General features: G+C 68.3%; 15 protein-coding genes. 4 read left to right on the top strand and 11 right to left on the bottom strand.

Features of this window, described 5'->3' with window-relative positions; translation table 11 throughout:
• Positions 1-237 precede the first annotated feature (237 nt).
• The 3 genes from F1D05_RS31100 to F1D05_RS31090 all read left to right on the top strand — a co-directional run bounded on the left by F1D05_RS31100 (position 238) and on the right by F1D05_RS31090 (position 3,493).
• Positions 238-417, top strand: a complete 180-nt coding sequence (locus F1D05_RS31100; protein ID WP_185443946.1) for a hypothetical protein — start codon at positions 238-240, stop codon at positions 415-417.
• A gap of 27 nt (positions 418-444) precedes the next feature.
• Positions 445-2,289 carry an AfsR/SARP family transcriptional regulator gene (locus F1D05_RS31095; protein WP_185443945.1) on the top strand — a complete coding sequence of 615 codons (1,845 nt, stop codon included), beginning with the start codon at positions 445-447 and terminating at the stop codon, positions 2,287-2,289.
• A gap of 100 nt (positions 2,290-2,389) precedes the next feature.
• The gene (locus F1D05_RS31090; protein WP_185443944.1) at positions 2,390-3,493 is read left to right on the top strand and encodes an amidase; all 1,104 of its coding nucleotides are present in this window, start codon (positions 2,390-2,392) and stop codon (positions 3,491-3,493) included.
• Positions 3,494-3,774: 281 nt separating this feature from the next.
• On the opposite strand, the gene F1D05_RS31085 is transcribed toward F1D05_RS31090, so the two are convergent.
• Positions 3,775-4,521: an SDR family oxidoreductase gene (locus F1D05_RS31085; RefSeq protein WP_185443943.1), complete on the bottom strand. Its 747-nt coding sequence runs from the start codon at positions 4,519-4,521 to the stop codon at positions 3,775-3,777.
• A gap of 116 nt (positions 4,522-4,637) precedes the next feature.
• Here F1D05_RS31085 and F1D05_RS31080 point away from each other — a divergent pair, with 116 nt between their 5' ends.
• On the top strand, positions 4,638-5,252 hold the full coding sequence (locus F1D05_RS31080; protein ID WP_185443942.1) for a TetR/AcrR family transcriptional regulator: 615 nt from the start codon (positions 4,638-4,640) through the stop codon (positions 5,250-5,252).
• Positions 5,253-5,893: 641 nt separating this feature from the next.
• Here the strand turns inward: F1D05_RS31080 and F1D05_RS31075 are convergent.
• The 10 genes from F1D05_RS31075 to F1D05_RS31030 all read right to left on the bottom strand — a co-directional run bounded on the left by F1D05_RS31075 (position 5,894) and on the right by F1D05_RS31030 (position 24,764).
• Positions 5,894-6,889 (bottom strand): TauD/TfdA family dioxygenase, encoded by a 996-nt coding sequence (locus F1D05_RS31075; RefSeq protein WP_185443941.1) that lies wholly within the window; start codon positions 6,887-6,889, stop codon positions 5,894-5,896.
• A gap of 49 nt (positions 6,890-6,938) precedes the next feature.
• A complete protein-coding gene (locus F1D05_RS31070) occupies positions 6,939-17,075 on the bottom strand; it encodes a non-ribosomal peptide synthetase (RefSeq protein ID WP_185443940.1) in 10,137 nt (3,378 codons plus the stop codon).
• An 84-nt stretch (positions 17,076-17,159) separates the two neighbouring features.
• Complete coding sequence (locus F1D05_RS31065) at positions 17,160-17,360, bottom strand: MbtH family protein (RefSeq protein ID WP_185443939.1); 201 nt, start codon at positions 17,358-17,360, stop codon at positions 17,160-17,162.
• Positions 17,357-18,094, bottom strand: coding sequence for a thioesterase II family protein (locus tag F1D05_RS31060; protein WP_185443938.1), 738 nt, complete (start codon positions 18,092-18,094; stop codon positions 17,357-17,359). Before F1D05_RS31060 ends, F1D05_RS31065 begins: the two co-directional genes overlap by 4 nt.
• Entirely contained in the window at positions 18,091-19,101 is a 1,011-nt protein-coding gene (locus F1D05_RS31055) for a TauD/TfdA family dioxygenase (protein ID WP_185443937.1), read from the bottom strand. Before F1D05_RS31055 ends, F1D05_RS31060 begins: the two co-directional genes overlap by 4 nt.
• A 32-nt stretch (positions 19,102-19,133) precedes the next feature.
• Complete coding sequence (locus F1D05_RS31050; RefSeq protein ID WP_185443936.1) at positions 19,134-20,084, bottom strand: TauD/TfdA family dioxygenase; 951 nt, start codon at positions 20,082-20,084, stop codon at positions 19,134-19,136.
• A 73-nt stretch (positions 20,085-20,157) separates the two neighbouring features.
• On the bottom strand, positions 20,158-20,907 hold the full coding sequence (locus tag F1D05_RS31045) for a DUF6182 family protein (protein WP_185443935.1): 750 nt from the start codon (positions 20,905-20,907) through the stop codon (positions 20,158-20,160).
• Positions 20,904-21,842 (bottom strand): hypothetical protein, encoded by a 939-nt coding sequence (locus tag F1D05_RS31040; protein WP_185443934.1) that lies wholly within the window; start codon positions 21,840-21,842, stop codon positions 20,904-20,906. Before F1D05_RS31040 ends, F1D05_RS31045 begins: the two co-directional genes overlap by 4 nt.
• Before the next feature lie 580 nt (positions 21,843-22,422).
• Entirely contained in the window at positions 22,423-23,652 is a 1,230-nt protein-coding gene (locus F1D05_RS31035; protein WP_185443933.1) for an MFS transporter, read from the bottom strand.
• Between the two features lie 185 nt (positions 23,653-23,837).
• Positions 23,838-24,764, bottom strand: a complete 927-nt coding sequence (locus tag F1D05_RS31030) for an ornithine carbamoyltransferase (protein WP_246486110.1) — start codon at positions 24,762-24,764, stop codon at positions 23,838-23,840.
• Between the last annotated feature and the right edge of the window lie 27 nt (positions 24,765-24,791).

The following is a 24,791-nucleotide window of genomic DNA, read 5'->3' as shown; positions in this document are numbered from 1 at the left end:
GTGATCGCGCTGGTCAGGCCCGTACTGGCGACTCCGGTAGAGGCCCTGGAAAAACCAGGTGAACAAGGGGTGGCAGCCCTGATGTGACCGCTCATCGGTGCGGTCCAAACGCCCGAATGATCACCTTCAGGGTGTTGCCAACGTAACTTCAGGACAGTCGAATACTGGTGACATAGCCCCCGGGCAAAGGCAAGGTCGAGGCATCGAGAAAAACACGACCAAGCTGGGGGAAACACCGTGAAGAATGTCTTCTACACCGCCCGAATTGCGATCGTCGCCACCGCGATCCTGCTGGTGGGGGCCGGCGCGACCATCTCCTCGGCGGCTTCGCTGGGCGACCACCACAGCACCGGAATCCCGGCAACCGTGACGCTGGCGGGCCCGGACCAGCCGGCCTGCATCGGTTGCTGGGACTGACCGGACCGACCGAGCCGAGAGACGACGATGATCAGGTTCCAGCTCCTCGGTCCGATCGAGGTGACCCGGGGCGGTGAACGCCTCGCCCTCGGCGGGTCCAAGATCCAGACCGTGCTGGCCACGCTGCTGCTGAGCCGCGACCAGGTGGTCTCCGATTCGACAGTCTCCGAGATGCTCTGGCGCGGCAAGCTGCCGAGCACTTCGAACGCCCAGATCCAGACCTACGTCTCCCGGCTACGCAACCAGCTCGGCCCCCAGGTCGAACTCGTCCGCCAGCGCGGCGGCTACCTGCTGCGGGCGCCGGGGGCGTGGGTGGACCTGGACGAGTTCCAGGCACATGCCACGACGGGACACGCGGCGCTGACCGCGGGCCGGTACGCCGAAGCGGTGACCTCGCTGCGCTCGGCGCTGGCCCTCTGGCGCGGTCACGCGCTGGTCGGCGCCACCGAATACCTGGCCGCGATCGAGCAGCCTGGCCTCGACGAGGCCCGCCTCGCCGCCGGCGAGGCGCTGATGACGGCCGAACTGGCTCGCGGCAATCATCAAAGAGTGGTGTCGGAGCTGGCCGCGATGGTCAACCAGCACCCCTTCTCCGAGCGGGTCCGAGGACTTTCGATGCTCGCGCTCTACCGCTGTGGCCGGCAGGCCGAGGCGCTGTCGACGTACGACGCCTGCCGCCGCCACCTGGCCGAAGAGCTCGGCATCGATCCGGGCGAGGAGCTGAAGGAACTGCACCAGGCGATCCTGGAGCAGAACGCCGAACTCACCGCCCCGACCGTGGTCGAGGTGGTCAGCCGACCGACGCCGACAGCGCCGGCCCAGCTACCACCCGCACCCAGTGACTTCACCGGCCGTACCGCGATGGCCGACCGACTCGACGCCGTACTACGGGCCGGCGGCGGAACGGCCGCTGTAGTCGGCCTGGCAGGAACCGGCAAGACCGCACTCGCCCTGCACGTCGCTGACCGGATCCGCGACGAGTTCCCGGACGGACAGCTCTACCTGGACCTGGCCGGCAGTACGCCGGACCCGATGGAGCCGTCGACCGCGCTGGCCGAGCTACTGCACTCCCTAGGGGTGACCGAAGCCGAGCTGCCCGCCGGACCGTCCGAACGCACTCAGCTCTTCAGGCACCTGGTGGCCGGCCGACAGCTGCTCGTAGTACTGGACGATGTTGCCGACGAGCACCAGGTTCGCTGGCTGTTGCCCGGTGGTGGGAAGAGCAGCGTGCTGCTGACTTCGCGGGCCAGGCTGGCCGCACTGGAGGGCGCGACCCGGATCCCGTTGGGTGGGTTCAGCACGGCTGAGGCTGTGCGGTTGCTCGACTCGCTTGCAGGTCCGCGGCACGGCTCCGACTCGCCGGCCTCCGTCCGAACGTTGCTAGCAGCAACTGGTCGGCTGCCACTGGCCATCCGGGTAGTCGCCTCCAGGCTGGCCGCGAACCCAGATCTGACGGTGACCCAGGTGGTCGGCCGGCTGACGTACGGCATGCAGCCGTTCGACCAGTTGAGGCTGGGCGACCTGGACGTCAGTGCCCGGATCGAATCGAGCTACGAGCAGCTCCCGACCGCGCGTCGGCGAGCGCTGCGGCTGATGGCGATCGGCCTGACCGGCGAGTTCTCGGTCTGGCACACCGCAGTACTGCTGGATGCTCCCCTGGCCCAGGTGCACGACCTGCTGAACGGCTTGGCCGATCGAGGTCTGGCAGAAGTCAGTGGCAGCCGTATCGGGCAGCTCGACCTGTACACGATCCACCCGCTGGTGCGGGCCTATGCCAGAGAACGCGCACTGGCCGAGGAAGCACCGCACGAGCGCGGTGCCGCGCTGGAACGCATCCACCACGGCCCACACGTCTGGCAACCCGCCGCCTGACCCAGTCCGCCTGCCCGCCAGCAGAGCGGCCCGACCACCGCCCGCCCGACCCGCCAGCCAGGGCGGCCCGATCGTCTATCCGTCAACCGAAGTGGGCTTCATGACCACCTGGCTTGTCCGCCTTGATCCTCCGGCCATCGCGACCGGGCCGCGCGTTGCGGTGAAGGACGCGATCGACATCGAAGGCCTGCCGACCACCGCGGCCTGTCCGGCCGTCGGTGACGACGCGAAACCTGCGCTCGCCGACGCACCGGTCGTCGCGAGAGCGCGCGCGGCCGGTGCGGTCTTCGTAGGCAAGACCAACCTGACCGAGCTCTGCCGCCCACCGGACGGGGTCAACCCGTGGACCGGCACACCACGCAACCCACTCGACCGCTCGCTGGTCCCCGGCGGATCGTCAAGCGGCTCAGGCGTGGCAGTCGCCAAGGGCGAAGCCGACATCGCGATCTGCACCGACACCGGCGGCTCCAGCCGCTTGCCCGCCGCCTGCTGCGGAGTAGCCGGCCTCAAAACCACCGCCGGCCGCCTCCCCCTCGACGGCGTGTTCGCATTCGCCCCCACCATGGACACCATCGGCGCGATCGCCCCGAACGCTGCCGGCCTGGCCCAGGCGATGACCCTCCTCGAACCAGGCTTCACCACCACCCCGTACGACGGCGAGATCGCACGACTCCGCTTGCCCGACGTCACCGTCGACCCGGCCGTGGATCAGGCCGTCGACGAAGCACTCGCCAACTCCGACAGCAACGTCGTCGACGTCCCACTCACCGGCTGGCTACGCGCCGGTGTCGCCGCCGGCCTGATCATCAACGCCGAGGGCTACAAGGCCCACCAGCACCTACTCGATGGCGGCCGCATGAGCGACCGAGTCCGCGACTGGATCACCCGAGGCAAGTACCTAGACGACGAAATGGTCGCCGACGCCCGCGAACTAGGCCGCCAGTTCCGCACCCAACTGGACGTCCTCCTCAACCGGTATGGCGTACTCGCCCTCCCCACGATGATCGCGCCCCCACCAAAACTCGGCGACGAATCCCGCTACGACTTCACCGCCCTAACCGCCCCGGTAAACCTGGCCGGCCTCCCCGCCGTAGCCCTCCCCCTGCAACCCACCACCGGCCCAGTCCCCCCATCCCTCCAACTAATAGGCCCACCCAACTCCGAGTCCTCCCTACTGTCGCTGGCCGCCACCTTCACGCAGTAGGTCACCGATGGCCGCGATCCCCTGTCCGATCGCGTTCTCGTGGACATCACCGAAGCCGAACACGATCCCCGCCGGTCCTTCGCCCGCCACGACGTCGGAGGCATGGAAACCTGTACGCCACGGTTCGCAACACAGCGCGGATCCCGGCCGTCTGGCAGGGCGTGGTCGACACCGTCCTCACCAACCTCGCCGGGAAGCTCCCATCGGCCGAGGAGGTCTTGCACCTGCTCCCAGCCGAGGCGCGCGGCGGGTGCTCGCTCTGCCTGCTGGCCACCACAGGGTCAGAACATCCCGCCCCCGGCATGGATCGCCTGACCGGTGATCCACCGACTGTCATCGGAGGCGAGAAATGCCACGATGTCGGCGATGTCTGCGGGCTCGGCGAGTCGACCAAGCGGAGTCTGAGCCGCGATCGCGGCGGCCATCTCTGCCGGCAGGGTCGCCGCGATCGATTCGGTCCTGGTCGGTCCCGGAAGCACGCTGTTGACAGTGACGCCCCGCTGTCCGAGTTCCTTAGCGAGGACCCGGACCATTTGGTCGCAGGCCGCCTTGCTGGCGGCGTAGATACCGGCGCCGGGCCGGGGCGAGACGGCCGCGCCGCTCGAGATGACCACGATGCGGCCGTTGTCCGGCACTCTGTTCGCGGCCTCCCGCAGGGTGGCGAAGGTAGATCTGGTGTTGGTGTCGAAAACGTGGTCGTAGTCGTCGTCCGTAGCCTCGGCAAGAGGCGCGAAGCGGGTGATGCCGGCACTGTGCACGACGAGATCCGGTGGGCCGTAGAGGTCACCGGCGATGTCGAACAAGCGGCGGACATCGTCTGGCACCGCAACGTCGGCGCGCACCGCCGTCGCCTTCCCACCGCTGTTCTCGATGGCAGATACCACGGCTTCGGCTGCCGCGACATTGGAGTGGTAGTTGACGACAATGCTCGCGCCGTTCGACCCGAGCCGTTCGGCGATGGCGCGGCCGATGCCACGCGAGGCGCCGGTCACGATGGCAGCGCTGCCGCGGTTGCTGAGCTGGGGCAAGGAGTCTCCTGATCCGTCTTCGGAGTCCGGGATATTTCACTGGACAGGGCGTCTTTCGATGTACAGAGTGTCTTTGAGTGGACATACTGTCAAGTCAAAATGTAGAATTCCCGACCATGACGACGCGCCAGTACGAGCAGCGCCTGCGCGCCGACACCGCTGAGGTAACTCGTCGCCGGATCCTCGACGCGGTCTACCGACGGCTGCGCGAAGCCCCGACCGAAGCGGTCAGTATCGAGCGGGTGGCGGCGATGGCCGGGGTCTCGCGGTCGACGATCTACCTGGTGTTCGGCTCGCGGGCCGGACTGTTCGACGCACTCGGTGACGACCTCCGCCGGCGAGGCGGCTTCGATCGGACCGTCGGCAGCACCGACAGGCCTGATGCCCGCGAGAGCCTGCGCGAATCGATCCGCGCCTCAGTGCCGGTCTTCGCCTCGCACCGTGAGGTGCTGCGAGTGTTGTACTCGATGGCGCAACTCGATCCAGAGGCTGTCGGCGGTGCCATCCAGCGGATGGGCGAAGCGCGCGCCGCGGGCATCGCCCACCACACGGATCGGCTCGCCGAACAGAATGCGCTGCGAACTGGCGTCACTGCGGCCGAGGCCGCAAATCTCCTGTGGGCAGTCACTGGCTTCGAATTCTTCGATCAGCTCTATACAGGTCGAGCGCTGCCCAGTGACCAGGTCGCCGACCTGATGATCGCCGCCGCCGAACGCCTCGTCTTGCCTTGAGCCCCATCCGTCGAACGATGATGTTGTACGACTCAGCTGCGTCCGCAGTTCGTGCGTCAGCTCCGGTGCTCAGGTGGGTGGTTCGCAAGGCGGAGGGAGGATGTCATGCCTTTCCATAGTTCGCCCTCGTCCCCCGGTGCGGGCGTCTCTGAGCACCAGCTGAGTATCCCGCCCCCGGAAAACGCTCAGCGGATGCACAGAGGCCCGGCAACCGATGCGAGCGTTCCGCGCTTTGTGCACGACCTGAGCACGCGATCGGCTTGGGACACTCAGCCGATGCACAAAGACGTCCATACCGCAGGCAACGGGTGGCCGGCCGACTCCGGCAGGCCGGAGTACTACCGCCGCGCAGGACATCAGTGCCGACGACCTGTCCGCGCTGTGCGCCGCCTGCCATGAGATCTCCCAGCAGCCGAAACCCCCGATACCACCAATGCGTCACCGGACAAACCCGTCCGAGACCGACTTATCCAGCGAACTTCAGAAGCAGGACGCCGCGTATCGGAAGTTCCGTTAACGATAGCGGTGGTCGGGTGCGTCCATCGCGGTAGCGCAACGGCACTTCCGGCACGGGGGCACTAGCAGGCGGAAACCCCGGGCGCGGAGGGAGACGCCCGGGGTTTCCTCTTTTCTGTGGGGGGTCAGCGGATCATTACGTGGGAGTCGTTGGGGCGGAGGGAGCGGGAGGCTCGGAGGTCTCGGACTGAGAAGGTGCGTTGGAGCCAGCGGTCGTGGCCGTCGTAGCGGGGGGTGAAGCTGGTGCGGCCGTGGACTGAGACGCGGTTGTCGACGATGGCCAGGTCGCCGGGCTCGAGGTAGATCGTGTCGGCGGTGGCGGCCAAGGTGCGTTGGAGTTCGCGCATTGCTTCTACCGCGTCTGGGCCGAGCGGCTTCGTCGCGGCGAAGTCGACCAAGAGGTCTGGGTCGTCCGGTGCGCCGGTGAGGATGCCGTGTGGCTCGGTCAGCTGGCCGGCGTCGCCGAAGGACGGGGGCGGGGAGGTGATGTAGATCGGCCGGAACAGGGCCTCGACACACTCCTTGCTGAGCTTGTCGAGGGCCTTGCGGATGCAGGACACCCGCAGGCCGGCCACCTTCTCGTGGTCCGCGCGCAGGCAGAGCAGCAGGACGTAGTCGGGCCGGTGGGCGTGGAACGCGTTCTCGTTGTGGAAGGACAGCATCACCGAGCCCTCGTTGCCCTGGAACGCCTCGCTGCCCGGCACCGGTACGACGTCGTGCACGAGCGCGCCGGACTTCTCCGCCAGGAAGGCGGCCGGATCGCCCAGTCCACTCGCGACCAGGGTCAGCAGTGCAGCCGGAACGGTGCCCTCCTTCTGCACCGAGCCGCTGTACGCCGGGGTGTCGGGCACCGCGCTCTCGTCGACCGGCAGGCCGCGGACCAGGAAGGCGCCGCCGGGCCCGGAGTCGCGGCGGAACTCAGCGAGCGCCTTCCGGAGTACGGCGGGCAGGTCGTGGTAGCCGTCCCGGGCGGCGTCCACCCAGGCGTCGGAGTTGACCCAGCCGTCGCCATCCGACACGACCCGGCGAGCGACCTGCTCGGCCAGTTCGTGATCGGCCGGGCCGAGGATCACCGGACCCGCGGTCCTGGTCTCGAACACTTGTTGCAACAGCGAGTTCATCGTGTGCACTCCTTAGAGGATTTCGCTTGGGTGACGCAGGTGGTGCGGATCAGTCGCCGTAACCACCCCACTCGACGAGCAGCCGGTCCTGCTCGGCCTGGCTGACCGCGCCGAGCTCGGCGACCGGACTGGTCCCGGCGGCGGTCATCTCCCGCAGCAGCTCGATGTAGCGGCGCAGGTGGTCTTCGGTCTCGGCGCGGCTGAACGCGTCCGGCCGGGAGTCGAGGTTGAGCTGGAACCCGTCCTCGCCCGGGAACACGCTGAGCCGCAGCGCGAAGTGGGTGTCGTCGCGGGCGTCGATGTGCACCAGCCGGACCCCGTTCACCGACAGCTTCATCACGCCGGCGTCGATCGGGTAGTTGAAGAACACGACCGTGCTGTCGAACAGCGGGCCGAGTCCCGCGCCGGCGAGGATCTCGCTGGTGCCGAGGTGGTGGTGATCGGACAGCGCGGTCTGCTCGTCCTGGAGGCGGCCGAGGTACGCGCCGACGGTGTCGTCGGAACGGGTCCGGATCCGCACCGGGATGGTGTTCACGAACAGCCCGACCATCTGCTCGATGCCGGTGATCTCCGGCGGCCGGCCCGACACCGTAGTACCGAAGACCACGTCGTCGCGGCCGGTCAGCCGGGACAGCAACAGTCCCCAGGCCGACTGGATGACGGTGTTCACCGTGACCCCGGTACGCCGCGCCAGCGCTGCAACAGCTTCGCCGAGTTCAGGAGTCAGGTGTTCCGTTACCCGCTCGGGCAGGACCGCATGGCCTTCGGCGATACCGGGCGCGACCAGGGTCGGCTCGGTGACACCTTCCAGCGCGGCGTTCCACGCGGTGCGGTCGTTCTCGAGATCGTGCTCCGCAAGCCATTCCAGGTAGTCCGGGTACGGCGCCACGCGGGGCAGCTTGGTCCCGTCGCCACCTTCGGCGTACGCCGCGAACAGTTCGCGCAGCAGCACCGGGATCGACCAGCCGTCGAGCACCAGGTGGTGGTTCGTCAGTACCAGCCGATGCAGTGCCGGACCGAGCTTGATCACCACGAACCGCAGCAACGGCGGCCGCTCGGGATCGAACTTCGTCAGTTGCTCGGCCTCAAGCAGCCGCAGTACTTCGGCCTCCTGGCTGAGCTCGTCGAGCGTGCTCAGGTCGACCTCGGTCCACGGCAGCTCGAGTTGCTCGTGCACTATCTGCAAGGGATTGCCGAGCGCGTCGTGGGTGAAGCCGGCCCGCAGGGTCTGGTGCCTGACCAGCAAGCTCTTGGCCGAGCGGCGTAGCGCCGGTACGTCGAGCGCTCCCTCCAGGTCCATCCAGATCCGGCCGGTGTAGAGGTCGATCCCCTCCCCCTCCAGCAGGGAGTAGTAGAGGAAGCCTTCCTGCAGCGAGGTGACGGGCAGCAGCGACTCCAGGTCGGGGTGCTTCGCTTCCAGCAAGGACAGCCGCTCCTGGTCGATCGCGACCAGCGGGAAGTCCGACGGCGTGTGCCCGGAGGCTTCCGCGCCGACCAGGCCGGCCAGTGCGTCCCACCAGAGCTGGGCGAGTTCGGCGACCTCGTCGGAGGTCAGTACGCCGTCCGCCCAGGTCCATTCGGCGCGCAGTTCGGGACCGTCCGGGCCGTCGAGCACCATCGCGTTCAGCTCGATCGCGTGGCCCAGCGGCATCCGCGGGTCCGCACCAGGGACCAGTCCAGCACCGCCCGGCACGAGCGACCAGTCCGTAGCCACCGGCGACTCCACCCGCCCGAGGTAGTTCACAACGAGCTGCGCCCGTCCTCCACGCCTCGCTTCCCCGCCTTCCCCTTCTCTCCTTCCTTCCCTTGGATCTGTTGCCGTGCGCAACTGCTCCTTCACTGCCTTCAGCGTCGCACCAGGATCGTCGTCCACCGCCGTCAGCCGGACCGGCTTGATCTCGGTGAACCAGCCGACTGTGCGGGAGACATCAGCCCCCGGTACGGCGTCGCGACCGTGCCCTTCGAGGTCGATCAGCACCGACTCGTGACCACGCCAGCGCTTCACCGCCAGCGCGAGGCCAGCCAGCAGTACGTCATTGATCCCGCCATGGACAGCCTGTCCCACCTTGGTGAGCAACGGCTGGGTGGTCGCAACCGGAAGAACAACCTCCAGCTTGCCGGCGTTGGCAACAATGTCGGTCGACTCCAGCGCCCGGCTGCCCACCAACGGCTCTTCGGCGACCACAAATCCAGTTGCTGCAGGCAACTGCTTGCTCCAGGCGGCGAACGAAGTACCGACCGGGTCGAGCGCCTCGCCCTGCCAGGCGGACAGCAGATCCGGAAGCAGGATGCGCCAGGACACACCGTCCACCGACAGGTGGTGGATCAGCACCAGCAGCCGCCCGGATTCCGCCGGCCCGGCATCGAACCAGACCACCTGCAGCATCGTCCCGTCGTACGGCGCCAGCCGAGCGCGTGCCGCCTCGGCCGCCTCGACCTGGACCGCGTCCTGCTCGTCAGCCGTCAGTCCGGCAATGTCCACCCGCGTCACGCAGGCAGTCGCATCAACCGAACCGACAGCCCGCGACTCCAGCGACCAAGATCCGCCGTCCTTCCGCACTACGAACCGCAGCGCGTCATGGTGGTCGACCACTTTCTGGAGAGCCCCGGTCAACCGGTCGAGCCCGAGATCCGCAGGGATCTGGATGAGCACCGACTGGTGGAACCCTGACCAGGCCTCGCCGGTTGCGGCTAGCGCAGTCTGGAGCGGTGTCAACTGGACCGGCCCGACCTCAGCAACCCTCGCCGATCCGGCCCCGGCCGAAGCAGCCCCGGCCGATCCAGCCGCGGCGTCGACGGTCGAGACTGCCGCGAGCTTGGCGACGGTCTGGTGCCGGAAGACATCCCGCGGCGTGAAGATCAGCCCGGCCTTGCGAGCACGGCTCACCAACTGGATCGACATGATGCTGTCGCCACCCAGCTCGAAGAACCCGTCGTCGAGACCGACCTCCTCGATGCTCAGCACCTCGGCGAAGAGCGCCCGGAGGAGCTTCTCGGCCGGCTTCTGCTGGACGGTCTCGTCAACGGTGGTGACAGCCGCGAGCTTGGCGACGGTCTGGTGCCGGAAGACATCCCGCGGCGTGAAGATCAACCCGGCCTTGCGAGCACGGCTCACCAACTGGATCGACATGATGCTGTCGCCACCCAGCTCGAAGAACCCGTCCTCCGGTCCGACCAGCTCGATGCTCAGCACCTCGGCGTACAGCTCGGCCAGGGTCTGTTCGACCGAACTGCTCAGCACCGAACGCGAAGCCTGCACGGCGGCAGCCGGCGCGGGCAGTGCGGCGCGATCCAGCTTTCCGTTGGGTGTCAACGGCAACGAGTCGAGCGGCACGATGGTGCTGGGCACCATGAACTCCGGCAGCGACTCGGCCAGGTACCCCCGGAGGTCAACGCTCGAGGTGACGACGACGTAACCAACCAGTCGTTTGTCCCGGACGATCACCACTGCGTGCTGGACCGAGGGGTGCAAGGCCAGCGCGGCCTGAATCTCACCGAGTTCGACGCGGGCGCCGTTCAGCTTGACCTGGTCGTCGACGCGGCCGAGGATCTCCAGCCGGCCATCGGTGGTCCAGCGCACCTGGTCACCGGTCCGGTAGAGCCGCCCATCGCGGAAGGGATCCGGGATGAACCGCTCGCCGGTAAGCTCCGGCCGCCGTAGGTACCCACGTGCCACACCGGCACCGCCGATGAACAGCTCGCCAGGTGCCCCGGTCGGGACGACTGCCATGGCGTCATCGAGGACATAGAGCCGCACGTTGTCGTGCAGTCCGACCTGACCGGACACGGCAGCGATCGGCACCCGGTGCAGCCCTTCCAGGCTGTCGGAGGTGATGCGCCAGGCCGTCGAATCGATCGCGGCCTCGGTCGGTCCGTACTGGTTGTAGAACTCCACCCAGGGCAGGCGATCCAGCACCTGCCGGGCCAGCGCCGCCGGAAGCTCTTCGCCACCGGACAGCAGCACCCGCAGGGAAGTGCACTCCTCCAGCCCGCCTTCAGCGAGCATCACCGCCAGCATCGACGGCACGAAGTACACCTGGGTGACCTGCTGTTCCTTGATGGTCTCCCGCAGGTACGCCGTGTCGAGGTGGCCGCCTGGCTTGGCGATCACCAACCTGGCGCCTTGGCTCAGCGGACCGAAGATCTCTCCCACCGACACGTCGAAGCCGGTCGGGATCTTGACCAGTACAGAGTCCTCCGGTGTGTACCGGAAGTACGCGCGCTGGGTCCAGTGGAACCGGTTGACCGCGCCCCGATGAGTTGCCAGCACTCCCTTCGGCCGTCCGGTCGACCCGGACGTGTAAATCAGGTAGGCGACATCGTCCGGCCCGGCAACTGCCGGCAGATCGGTCGCAGGCGCCTCGGCCCAGTCGTTCGAGTCGATCAGTACTACGCGGGCGTCGGTGGCCGGGAGGTCGCCGGCGAGGTCCGATCTGCTGATCACGAACGACGCCTCAGCGTCCTCGACCAGGTAGGCCAGCCGACTCGCGGGATAGTCCGGGTCGAGCGGCAGATAGACGCCACCGGCCTTCAGTACCGCGAGCGCTGCGATGATCAGCCCAGCAGAGCGATCGACGTGGACGCCGACCACCACATCCGGCCCGACCTCCAGCTCACGCAGGTGATGCGCGAGCCGGTTGGCCTCGGCGTTCAGTTCCGCGTAGCTCAGTTCAGACCCGTGGTCGTGCACGGCGACGGCGTTCGGCGTACGGACGGTCTGGCGCTCCACCAGCTCCGAAATTGTCGACCAATCGATCTCCCGATCGGTTTCGTTGCGCCCGGCGACCAAGAGCTCGCGCTCGGCGGCTCCGATCACCTCCAGTGCGCCGATCCGCTGGTCCGGCGCTTCCGCGACCTGGCGCAAGACCTGACCGAACCGCTCGACCAACTGCTCGGCGGTACCGCGGTCGAACAGATCCAGCGCGAACTCCAGGTGACCGGACAGACCGTCCACACCTTCGCGGAGCGCGAGCTGCAGATCGAACTGGGCGATCCCGGAGTCCACCGGAGCATGCGAGACGGTCAGGCCGGGAAGCTCCACGGCCGCCGGGTCGTCGCTCTGGTACGGCATCATCACCTGGAACAGCGGGTGCCGTGCGGTCGACCGGACCGGGTTGACGATGTCGACCAGCCGGTCGAACGGCAGGTCCTGGTGGGCGTAGGCGGACAGGTTCGTTTCCCGCACCCGGGCCAGCAGCTCCTCGAAAGTCGGGTCGCCGGAGGTGTCGGTTCGCAGTACGAGCGGGTTGACGAACATGCCCACCAGATCGTCGAGCGACTCGTCCGTGCGGCCCGCGTTCGGCGTACCGATCGGCACGTCGGTGCCGGCGCCGAGCCGCGTGAGCAGCGTCGCCAAGGCGGCCTGCAGCAGCATGAACAGGCTGACGTGATTGGCCTGCGCGAGTGCCGACAGTTCTGCGTACAGGTCGTGAGAAACCGCAACCGGTACGACGTCGCCACGGTTGCTCGCGACGGCCGGGCGCGGCCGGTCGGTCGGGAGCTCCAGCTGGTCGGGCAGGCCGGCAAGCTGGTCGCTCCAGTACTCGATCTGCTGACGAGCGCGGCTGTCCGGGTCGGCCTCGTCCCCGAGCAACTCGCGCTGCCACTGGGCATAATCGGCGTACTGGACAGGCAGCGGCGTCCAAGCCGGCGCCGCCCCAGAGACCCGGGCCGCGTACGCCGTGGCGATGTCGCGGGCCATCGGCGTAGTCGACCAACCGTCGCACGCGATGTGGTGCAGCGTGATCAGCAGGACGTGACGCTCAGGCGCCAAGGCGAACAGGGTTGTCCGCAGCGGCGTCTCGACACTCAGGTCGAACGCGTAGCCGGCGCCCTGGTCGAGTCGCTCGGCCAACTCGGCCTCGTCGATGCGGGCCACCGGCAACGGGACGGTTGACGGCTCCAGTACGACCTGGTGCGGCGTTCCGTTGTCATCGGCAAAGATTGTCCGAAGCGTCTTGTGCCGCTCCACCACATCGGCCAGTGCGGCCTGCAGTGCCTCAATGTCCAGAGTGCCGTCGAGCGATACCGCAAAGGCGTTGTTGTAGGTCGCCGACGGACCCTCGAAGCGGTTCATGAACCAGAGCCGGCGCTGCGCGAACGACAGCGGCACCTGCTCTTCCCGCTCCCTCACCTGGATGGGCGGTCGCGCCGCCGTCACGCCGTCGAGCTGCGTCGACAGCCCGGCAACGGTCGGGTGCTCGAACAGGGCTCGCACCGACAACTCCACGCCGAGGGTGGCCCGGATCCGGCTCATCAGCCGGGTGGCCATCAACGAGTTGCCGCCGAGTTCGAAGAAGCTGTCGTCGATACCGACCCGGACCAGGCCGAGCAGTTCGGCGTACAGGCCGCAGAGGATCTCCTGCTCCGGCGTCCGCGGTCCACGCGACGTGGTGAGCGAGGAGAAGTCGGGCTCGGGAAGCGCCTTGCGGTCGAGCTTGCCGTTCGGCGTGACCGGCAGATCGTCGACCTGCATCACCAGGCTCGGCACCATGTACTCCGGGAGCCGGCCGGCGACCGCCTCGCGGAGCGCGACCGGGTCGAGGTCATTGCCGTCCGCAACCACGTAGGCGACCAGCTGCTGGTCCCCGGAGCTCGACTTGTGCACGATCACGGCGGCCTTTGCCACGTCCGCCTGATGCAGCAGCGCGGACTCGATCTCACCGAGCTCGATCCGGAAGCCGCGGATCTTCACCTGGTCGTCGGCGCGGCCGAGGTACTCCAGCACGCCGTCGGCGTTCCAGCGGACCACGTCACCGCTGCGGTACATCCGGCTGCCGGGGACGCCGTACGGGTTGGCCACGAAGCGTTCCGCGGTGAGGCTCGAACGGTTCAGGTAGCCGCGAGCCAGCTGGACGCCGGCCAGGTAGAGCTCTCCCGAGAAGCCCGGGGGCACCGGGAGGAGGTTGTCGTCGAGCACGTAGACCTGGGTGTTCCAGACCGGCCGGCCGATCGGTACGACGCCGGCCGGGATCTCGTCGCCGGGCTCGAGCCGGTACTCGACACAGCCGACGGTCGCCTCGGTCGGACCGTATTCGTTGACCAAGGTGATGTCCGGGTGCGCTTTACGCCATTCGGTCAGCGCAGAGCCGCGCAGCGCCTCACCACCGAGCAGCAACTCGCCACTGCCGAACCGATCGGCCGCAAGGCCTTCCAGCATCGGCAGGTGGCTGGGAGTCGCCTTCACGAAGGTCAGCGGGTCCTCGGCTCCGGCGACGCCGTCGTCGATCGCACCGAGCTGGACGCAGCCACCCCGGACGAGCGCGCCGAACATGGACGTCACGGTCAGGTCGAACGACACCGGCGAGTGCAGCAGCGTCTGGCCGCTGAGGCCGCCGTACATCTCGGTGACCCAGCGCAGGTACTGCCCGAGCGCGCGGTGCTCGACGACAACACCCTTCGGCATGCCGGTCGATCCGGAGGTGTAGATCAGGTACGCCGGGTAGCCAGGCGACACGTCGATCTTCGGGGCCGAAGCGGGGCCCGCGTCAATCAGCGCCTCCAACAACAAGGTCGGCACGTCGTGGTCCGGCAGCTCGACGGACTCCTCCGTCACCAGCAACGCGGGACGAGCATCCTCAAGCAGGTAGGCGATACGGTCGGCTGGGTAGGTCAGGTCGATGGGCAGGTAGGCCGCCCCGGTCTTCACCACAGCCAGCAGCGTGACCAGCAATTCGGGCGTCCGCGGCAGAGCGACGGCCACGAAGCGCTCGGGTCCGGCACCGTGCTGGAGCAGCACGCGCGCCATCCGGTCCGCCGCGGCGTCCAGCTCGGCGTAGCTCATCCGACGGTCAGCCGAAACCACAGCGGGCTGGCCAGGAACACGCGCAACCTGCGCCGCGAACATCTTCGGCAGAGTGCTGGCGGTCTCGCCGGCGTGCTGCCAGTACGACACGTCGATCGACGCCTCGGTCGGCCCGTACAGGTTGTGCAGCGGTACGTCGGGCAACTGGAACCGGAAATCCTCGGCAAGCTCCATCGACAGCGCCTCGCCGGAGCAGAACACCCGACGCAGCCCCGTGCAGCCGGCAGCACCCGGGTCGGCCAGGAACGCGGTCAGCATCGACGGCACGAAGTGCACCGTGGTGACGCCCTCGTCCTGGATCAGCTTCGCCAGGTACGCCGGGTCGCGATGCCCCTCGGGCTTCGCGATCACCAAACAGGCGCCGACCTGCAAGCCCCAGAAGAACTCCCAGACGGACACGTCGAAGCCCATCGGGGTCTTCTGCAGCAGCCGGTCCCCCGCCTTCAGGCGGTACTCGGCCTGCATCCAGAGCAGCCGGTTGACGACTCCCGCGTGCGGAACCAGCACGCCCTTGGGTCGGCCGGTCGAGCCGGAGGTATAGATCACGTACGCCGGGTGCTCGGGCGTCAACGGGATCGTCCGGTCGGCGTCGGTCGGGTCGGTGTCCGGCCGCGCTGCGACCAAGTCCTCGAGGTGGCTGTCGCTGAGCAGCAACCGCACGCCGTTCGGCATCGCGGCCGCAGCCGACTCGGTGGTGATGACGAAAGCCGGCTCGGCATCCTCGACGACGTACGAGATCCGGTCCGCCGGGTAGCTCAGATCGATCGGCAGGTACGCCGCGCCGGTCTTCACCACGGCGTACATGGCAACCAGGAGGTCGATCGAGCGGGGCAGGGCCAGCCCGATGACCTTCTCGGGGCCGACACCCTCGCTGATCAGGTGGTGCGCAAGCTTGTTGGCCCGGCGGTTCAGCTGGGCATAGGTCACCTCGGTGCCGTGGTAGCGCAAGGCGGTCGCGTTCGGCGTACGGCGTACCTGGGACTCGAAGAGATCCGCGAGTGAGCCGCCGTCCAGGGAGACGGCGGTCTGGTTCCAGTCGACCAGGACCTTGCGGCGCTCGTCGGCGGAGACCAGCTCGATCTGGCCGATCGGCAACTGCGGCTCGGCCACGACGCACTCGAGGAACCTGACGAAGCGGGTCTGGTAACTGTCCAGTTCGTCGGTGTCATAGCGATCGGCGCTGCCGTCGATGTCGATGCGGAGGCCGGCGCCGTCGTCGTACACGGCAATGGCCAGGTCGTCGATCGCACCGTGCGACAGGTTGTGCAGGGTGGTCCGGTGGCCGCCGAACCGCAGGTCGTGGTTGAAGGCCATCACGTTGAGCATCGGACCGGCGATCCCGCCGCCGTCGGCCGGCAGGCCGAGGTCGTGCCGGATGTCCTCCTGGCGGTACCGCTGGTGCTTGAGCGCCGCACGCAGCGCCTCGGTGACGACCGGGACCAGCTCGGCCATGCTCTGGCGGGGTGACACCGGTACGCGCAGGGGCACGTGGTTGGACAGCATTCCGGGGGTCGCGAGCGTCAGTGCCGTAGTACGAGCGGTGACGGGGAGAGTGAGGACCAGGTCCGTCAGACCGGTCACGCGGTGCAGGTACGCCGCTGTGACCGCGATCGTCCAGATCGACCAGTGCGTGCCGGCCGACCGGGCCGCCTTCCTCAGGCGAGTGGTGTCGTCGCTCGTCAACGCACCGGAGCTGCGCAATGGCACCTCGTCCGTGCGGTCGCGACCCGGCGTCCGCCAGCTCAGCCGGGCCGGATCCGGCAGGTCGGCCAGCTGGTCCATCCAGTAGTCGCGATCAGCAACGAAGGCGTCGGAGCCGCGGTACTCCTGCTCCTCCTCGATCAGCTGCGTGAGGGTGCCGAACGGAGACGGCCCGAACGGGCGGCCGGCCACCAGGTCGTCGTACAGCGCGGCCAGCCGTTTCGCTACGACGCCACCTGAATAGCCGTCGAAGGTCACGTGATGGCCGCGCTGGTACCAGATCGCCGAGTCGGCCGAGACGGTGAACAGGACCGTGGCGGTGAGGTCGCCGGTGGTCAGATCGACCGGGCGGGCCAGGTCCGCCCGCATCCACGCGAACGCGGCCGCCCGCGGGTCGGCCTCGGCCGTCACGTCGACGGTCGCGACGATCGAGTCCGGCACCTGCGTGTGCAGCTCCTGGGAGAGACCGTCGTCGTTGTGGACGGCGCGGACGCGGCAGGCCTCGGCCTCGTGCGCCAGCCGGCGCCAGGCCTGCTCGAAGAGTGCGGGATCCACGGAGCCGTGGATCTCCACGCACTCGGCGATGGTGTAGCGGTGCCCCGAACGGTCGAGCTGGTGGGCGTACCAGACGCTTGATTGAGCAGCCGACAGCGGCAGACGGACGATCGAATTCTCAGCCATGATCCTCATCGCACGATCGGTGCCGCCACTTCGGCAGAAGGGCGGAATGAATGGTCAGGGGTGTGTTCGGAGTGCGGTGCAGACTCAGACGCGGACGCTTGCGGGCCGCATGTCGGTCCACTGGGCGTTGATGAAGTCGACGCAGGCGACGCGGTCGGTGCGGTCCAGCGCGACCTGCCAGCCCGCCGGTACCCCGGCGAACTCCGGCCAGAGCGAGTACTGGCCCTCGTCGTTGCGCAGCACCAGATAGGTGGCGCTGTCGTCCTCGAACGGATTGGTGCTCACGGGTGTGCTCCCTCGGTGGTGAACGTGCGGGCGATCAGGTCGGTGACGAGCCCGGGCACCTCTTCGGTGTAGAAGTGGCCGCCCGGCAGGGTTTCGGTGACGATCCCGGCGTTGGTGTGCTGAGCCCAGTGCTCGGCATCGGCGGAACCGAAGGTGTGGTCGCCGGATCCCGCGAGCACGGTGATCGGGCAGCTGAGCCGGGTGCCGGCCTTGTAGTCGTAGCTCTCCATCAGCCTGAAGTCCGCCTGCAGCATCGGCAGCGCGAGCTCCCGCAGGTCGGGGTCCTCCAGCGACTCCAGGCCGGCCCCACCCAGGCTGCGGATGTAGGCCATCACCTCGTCCTCGGTGTCGAAGCTGATCCCTAGCCGGGTGGCCACCGCTGGAGCGATCCGGGCCGAGGCGAAGAGCCGACGCGGTCCGTTGCCAAGGGCATCCATCTGGCGGGCGGCCTCGAAGGCGACTGTCGCGCCCATGCTGTGCCCGAAGTACGCGGTCGGGCCTTGGAGGCGGGGCAGTTCAGCGACGATGCCGTCGACCAGGGTGGTGAAGTCGGTCAGCAGCGGGTCGTGGAAACGATCCTGCCGGCCGGGGTACTGGACCGCGACCAGCTCGATCGACTCCGGCAGCAGCGTGGCCCACTCGCGATAGGCGCTGGCCGCCCCGCCGGCGTGCGGAAAGCACACCAGCCGGAGCATGGCCTGCGGCCTCGGGGTGTAGGTGCGGAACCAGCTCACGCCGGCGCTCCGACTCCGGCGGCCGCGGCACGGGCGGACGGACCGGTGACGGCCTCGATCGGCGGCACCGAGGTGGCGTCCGGCTGGAAGGCCTCCGCCATCGCGACCGCGATCTTGCGCGCGCCGGTGAACGGCTCCCGGGCGTGCGAGGACAGCATGTTGTCCACCAGCAGCAGGTCGCCCTGCTTCCAGTCGATCCGGGTCCACTCCTTGCGGTACGCCGCGCGCAGGTGGTCCATCACGTCGTTGGGGATCTTGCCGCCGTCGCCGTAGTACGTGTTGGTCGGCAGTTCGTCCTCAGTCAGGAAGGCCAGCAGGCCCTCGCGGATCGAGGCCGGCAGCGTGGTGTGGTGGAAGAAGGTGATGTGGTTGAACCAGACCAGGTCGCCGGTGTCCGGGTGGATCCGGATCGGCTCACGGACCGCGGTGGTGCGCAGGCCGCCCGCGCCGATCCACTCCACCTTCAGGTCGTTCTTGGCGCAGTGCGCCTCCACGTCGGCGCGGCTGTCGGTGTCGAACACGTGCTGCCAGGCGACGCCGAAGTCCTCGTGGAAATTGCGGACCACCATCCACTTGCGACGGGCGAACTCCTCGCGTACTGCGGGGTCGATCGCGTCGTACACACGACGGATGTCGGCCAGCGGGGTCGCGCCCTGGGTCTCCGGCTCGATGTCGCAGTAGAAGTAGAGCAGCCGCGGCCACGCCGCCTGGTAGGAGTTCTCGTTGTGCAGGAAGATCTCCTCGGTCTGCGGGTAGTCCGTCGAGGTGTAGACGTTGCCCTTGATGGACCGCCGCGGCGACGAGCGCTCGGCGTACTTGAGGGGCTCGCCGGACAGCGCCCTGACCGCCTCCTCCATCCCCTCGACGCCCTCGACCTCGCAGTCGCGCAGCATCACCGCGCCGTGGGTGGTCAGCAGCTTGCGGATCTCGGCGCCGTCGGCGGTCAGCCGCTCGACGATGCCCGGACCGTCCGGGGTGCCGGTGATGACGTACGGCAGGGTGCTCATGGCTCTTCTCTCCTACTCAGGGTTCGGGATTCTCAGGCCGACATGGCGACGAGAACCCGTCGCGCGCCGGTGAAGGGGCGCCGGCCGTGGCCGACCAGCAGGTTGTCGATCAGCAGCACGTCGCCGCTGTTCCAGTTCACGTCGACGGCCGAGTCCAGGCCGCGGTCGCGGATCTGCACCGCCCAGGCGTCCGGAACCGGCGTACCGTCGGCGAGCGTGACCGCCTGCGGCAGTTCCTCGGCCGGCATGATCTGGGCCAGTGCCCGCGCGGTCTCGTCACCGAGGCCGGCCGGATGCCACTGGTCGGCCTGGTTGAACCAGACCTCGGTGTTCGTCACCGGATGCTTGATCGTTGCCGGACGCAACTGGATGATCCGCAGCCCCCCGTCCTTGGTCCACTCCACCTGGGCGGCGGACTCGGCCAGGAAGGCGGTCACCTCGTCACGGTCGGAGGTCTCGAAGGTGTCCTGCCAGCTTTTGCCCAGGCCCATCCCGCCGTGCAGGTTCTGCAGGTAGCGGACGCCATCGGCGAAGGCGGCGGTGATCTCGTCGTCCAGCGCCTCCAGCCAGCGCACGCCGTCCACCACCGGGGTGGCGCCGCCGGTCTCGGCCGCCTGCTGGCAGAAGAACATCAGCCGGGACGGGTAGGAGTGCGCGTACGAGAGCTCGTTGTGCATCGAGATCGTGTACTCCGGCGGGTACTCCGTGGAGGTGTAGACGTTGTCGCCGACCTTGGTCCGCGGCGAGTTGCCATGCACGTAGGCCAGCCGGCCCGGCAGCAGCAGGTCCATCACCGGGTCCAGGTGGTCGGGGTCCACGCCGAAGCCGCGGAACACCAGCGCCTTCTCCTCGACCAGCAGCTGGTCCAGGGTCCCTTGATCGGTGCGGTCCCGCAGATAGTCGATCAGCCCGGCCGCGCTCGGCGCCACGCCGGCTTCGGCGGGCGTGATCACCCGCGGCTCCCAATGCTGCACTGCGCTCATCTGTCCAGCCCTTCCATCGGTCCCTCTCCTGCTTCCACTCTCATCAGCGCGGCCATACTTTTTCGCTACTGCGTCAGGGGGCTCCGTGCAGCGCCGGGACGACCGTGAGGTTCGCGTACAGCCGCAGGCAGCCGGGACTGCGTGGGTCGCTGGCGATCCGCGCCTCGAAGTCGCGATTGCCGGCCGGGATCTCCTCGACCGGGTCGAGGTTGTCCTCGTGCCGTACCTCCAGCCGATCCCCCGGCCGCAGGAAGCTGCGCAGGTAGGCCTCGCTGAGCACGTGCTGCAGATGCGTCAGATACGCCCGGCCGGTGACCTCTTTCGTTGCCACTCGCAACGACATCCGCCGCCCGGTGGGCGGACCGCCGGGGACGTAGAGCTCGAGTTCGTCGGGCAGCTTCAAGGTTTCGTGGAACCGCTCCAGGCCGAGGTCGGCGAACTGTTCCGCCGTACCCGGCCCGAGCCATGCGATCGCGCCGTGCTCGGTCGGGCTTCCTCTGAAAAACAGTGTCTTCGTGAGGTTCCGCCACCAGGAGTCGCGGTCTTCCAACGGCACGGTGTGAACGAACTCGAGCAGGCCGGCGATGAAGCCTTCGCAGTCCACATCGCCGACCACAGCCATCACCGAGAGCGCCGACGCGCCCGGCATTGCCGCCGGTGGGCGGCGGGGCTCCCAGCCGAGCCATTCGATCGGGGTGGCTGCTGGCAGGCCTCGGCGGGCCCGGTCGCAGCGGCGCTGCGAGATCTTGCGGAGGATGATCTGCCGCTCGAGCGGACCGCCCGGTTCGCCACGGGCCGGCAGCGGCTTCGACTTGGCGCTCATGCCAGTACTCCGGCCACGAGGTCGCCGGCCCACTGCAGGTGCGGTGCCTCCTGCCGCGGCGGACTGATCGGCACGGACCACGAGCGCGGGAGCTTGCCGCGGACCAGGTTCGCCACTCTGGGAGCCGACCGGCCGGTCACGTCGATCCGGTGCACAACCACTCCCGTCGTCTCCAACCAGTCGGCAGTCCGCAGGTACTGCTCACGCAGGATCGCCAGCCGGGCCTCGGACACGTCCCGACCGCCCAGCCGCTGGGCGAGCGCGAACGCATCACCGTCGCCCTCGCCGCCCAACCGCCGTACGGCTTCAGCAGGGTCGACGTCGAGCAGGATGACGACCTCGGGCAGGTTCACCCGGAAGCGGCGACGGAAGCGCTCGAGCAGTTGCTCCACCGGAAGGCCGTACAGCGACAACACGTCGTGGCCGAGAGCGCGAAGGTCTGTGGGACAACCGATCCCGTCGGCCCAGGCCTCAGCGGCCGCCAGCACGTCCGGATCGATCGCGTGCTGCCAGTCGCCTTCAGACGCGACCGCCGGCGGGCGCTGGATCGGCAGATGCGCGAGGGTGTCGACCAGCGGATGGCCGGCGGTGACCAGCGTCTCCGGTAGGTACGCCTCACAGAGGAAGTGCTCGACCGGCGCGTACGTCGACAGCTGCAGGTACAGCGCCGCGGCCTTGAGTTCAGGCTGGCCGAGCAGCTCCGCCGCGGTAGCCAGCGAATGGAGCTTGCGGGAGAGATGCCGGAACGGTGCCCCGGGCGTCTCGTAGGGCCGGAGCGCGTGAACCACGGTCAGGTCTTGGTCGATCCGGCGTTGTTTGACGAAGGCGCCATCCTGCAGCAGCCGGCAGATCGTCGTACGCCCGGCGCCGTCGATGCCCACAACCGCGACCCTGGTCGCGGTTCGGGGCCGGCGCTGAGTCACAGCTCGTGTCATGGGTCTGTCCTCCGCGGAGTCCGTTCTTACCGGACCCCCGACGGTGCCAGCACCGCCCATACATTTCCCTTATATACAAGGCAGACAGATCACCCGCAGCCCCAGGGCCGACGGGCGGCACACCGTTGCTCATCGCCAGGTCGTCCAGGACCACGACGCCGGCACCACTGCCGAGCAGCACCCGCCCCGCCGCCCCACCGCACCGCCGGGGCCGGGGCCGGGGCCGGGGCCGGCGACGGGGCCGGCGACGGGAGCCAGTTGGGGGCGACTTTGTGCATGACGTGAGTAGTTCCGCGCGGCGGATTGCTCAGCTCATGCACAAGGTCACCCGATCAGGCCGGTACCGGGCGACCAAGCTTCAGTTGAGGTCCCACTCATACGGCCCAACTGCTCGGACCGCACTCCCCACTTACACCTACCGTCTCGACCCGCGGTACGCCCGGGCACGATGGGTGGGGGGTGGGTCATCGACGGCGGGCGGCCCGCCACATCCCCCCGCGAGACGCTTACGTCCGAAGAAGTGAAGGGGACGTGTGCTCCACTTCTTCGGACGTAAGGGCAGCTGGTGACCAGGCCGGCGTCAGACCTGCACTGGGAGTGCATGGTTGGTGGCCGGTTCGGGGGTTGGGCGGAAACGGTAGGCGGCTACTGCGGCGGCGCCGGCGAGGACGGCCATTACTACGGCAGCGGAGAGGACCGTTGGCGTAGTACCGACAGCGCCTAGGAGGAGGCCGGCTGTCAGGGGGCCTAGGGAGTTCGCGCCGGAGGTGACCAGGGAGCTGACGCTGCCTGCTCGGCCCTGCATCTCTTCTGGGGTGATCTGGACCTGGTAGACGCCGCCGACCACGTTCATCAGGCCACCTGCCCAGCTCATCGCGGCGAACAGCGCACCGAGTACGAGCGGGCTGTCCGTGAAGGCGATCGTCGGGATCATCAGGAAGCGCAGCAGAAGGGTGCCGACGAACAGGGTGCTCATTGACAGGCGGGACATGAACCATGAGGCACACAGGGCGCCTAGCAGTCCGCCGATGCCGCTGGCGACTCCGATCACGCCGATCGTCGCCACGGAGCGGCCGCTCTCGCGGATGATCAGCACCATCGAGAGGCTCAGTACCTGGGTGATGATGTTCGTGACCGAGATCAGTACCAAGGCACTGCGGAGCAGCTTCTGGCCGTGCATCCAGCGGAGGCCTTCGGCAAGTTCGGTCGGCACGCTTCGCGGGGCTTTGCGACGCTCCTTCTGGAACGGCGTACGGATGGCTAGCAGGGTCAGCAGCGAGAAGAGGTGACCGAGCACCGTGATGATGAAGGGCATCCATAGCGCGAGCGACAGCAGGCCGGTCGAGATCGGCTGCCCCAGCAAACCAGCGCCCTTGCTCCGCGCTTCGTTCTGGGAGAGGGCTGTAGGCAACTGTTCCGGGTGCACGACAGCTCGTACTGCGGCGCGCTCGCTCAGCTGATAGCCGATCGCCGCGCTGCCCTCCAAGAAGGCGGCGATCAGGAGGTGTGGCAGGGACAGGCCGCCCATGAACAGCGCGGCCAGCACACTGCCGATGGCGACCATACCGATCACGTCGCAGGCGATCATCACCTTTTTGCGATCCCAGCGGTCGACCACCACACCGGCCGGCAACTGGATGACCAACTGCGGGAGCAACGCGGCGAAGCCAACCAGGCCGGCCCGCTCCGGCGATCCCCCGTCGAAGATCACCAGCAACGGCCAGGCGATCGAGCTGACCCGCATCCCCAGAATCGAGAACGCCGCACCGGACCAAAGCAACCCAAAGTCTTTGTTTTTCCACAGAGCCAAGGGCTCCCCACCCCCACCTTCGGTGGTGGTGGTGGTGGTGGTAGGGAAGGCAGAGGTGACCGTTGGGGTGATGGTGGTGGTGCTGGGGGTTGGGGTGCTGGAAGTGGGAGTGCTGGAAGTGGGGGCGCTGGAGGTTGGGAGGGGGCCCGGGGGTGGGAGTGGGGGGTGTTGGTCGGCCGGGGTGGTCATTCCACTGTCCCGCGGCGGCACCAGTCGAGGACTGCCATGGCGGCGTGCATTTTGTTTTCTGCTTGGTCGAAGGCGATGCTCATCGGGCCGTCGAGGATTTCGGCGGTGACCTCTTCGCCGCGGTGGGCCGGGAGGTCGTGGAGGAAGATCGCCTGCGGGTTCTGGTCCCACAGGGCGGCGTTCACCTGGAACGGGTCGAAGATGTCGCGCCAGTTCGCGTCCGGCTTGGTGGTGCCGGTGGTCTGCCAGCGGGTGGTGTAGATCGCGTCCAGACTGTCCGGCAGGTCGTTCATGTCGTGGCGTTCGATCAGGGTCGAGCCGCAGCGTTCGGCGTGGGCGGTCGAGCGGGCCGCGATCTCCGGGTCGAGGCCGTAGCCGGCCGGCGTTCGGAGTTCGAGGTGTACGCCGGGGTAGCGGGTGGCGGCGAGCGCGATCGAAGCAGCCGAGTTGTTGCCCTCCCCGACGTACAGGACTCGCAGTCCCTCGATCTTGCCGAAGCGGCGCTGCAAGGTGACCAGGTCGGTCACCGCTTGCGTCGGGTGCTCGGCCGAGCTCATCGCGTTGATCACCGACATCCGGTCCTGGGAGGCCCAGGCCCGCATCTCGGCCGGGTCGCCGGCGGTCCGGGCGACCAGGACGTCGAGCATCCGGGAGAACACCGCGCCGGTGTCCTCGCTCGTCTCGCCGGTGTTCAGCTGCAGGTCATCGGGGCCGTAGGCAACGATCTGCGCGCCGAGCCGGAGCGCGCCGGCCGAGAAGGCCGTACGCGTCCGGGTCGAGGTCTTGCGGAAGTAGATCCCGGCGATCTGACCGGCCAGCGGCAGGTCCAGCGTGGCCCGGCCGGATGAGAAGTCGTCGCCGCGGTCCACCACGTACCGCAGTTCGTCGTCGGTCAGGTCGTCAGTCGAGATCAGGTGTCGCACCCCTACCCCCGCCTTCCCTTTGTCTTT

The organism is Kribbella qitaiheensis, from assembly GCF_014217565.1.
Lineage (GTDB): Bacteria > Actinomycetota > Actinomycetes > Propionibacteriales > Kribbellaceae > Kribbella > Kribbella qitaiheensis_A.
This window is presented reverse-complemented; position numbering and strand designations above follow the sequence as displayed.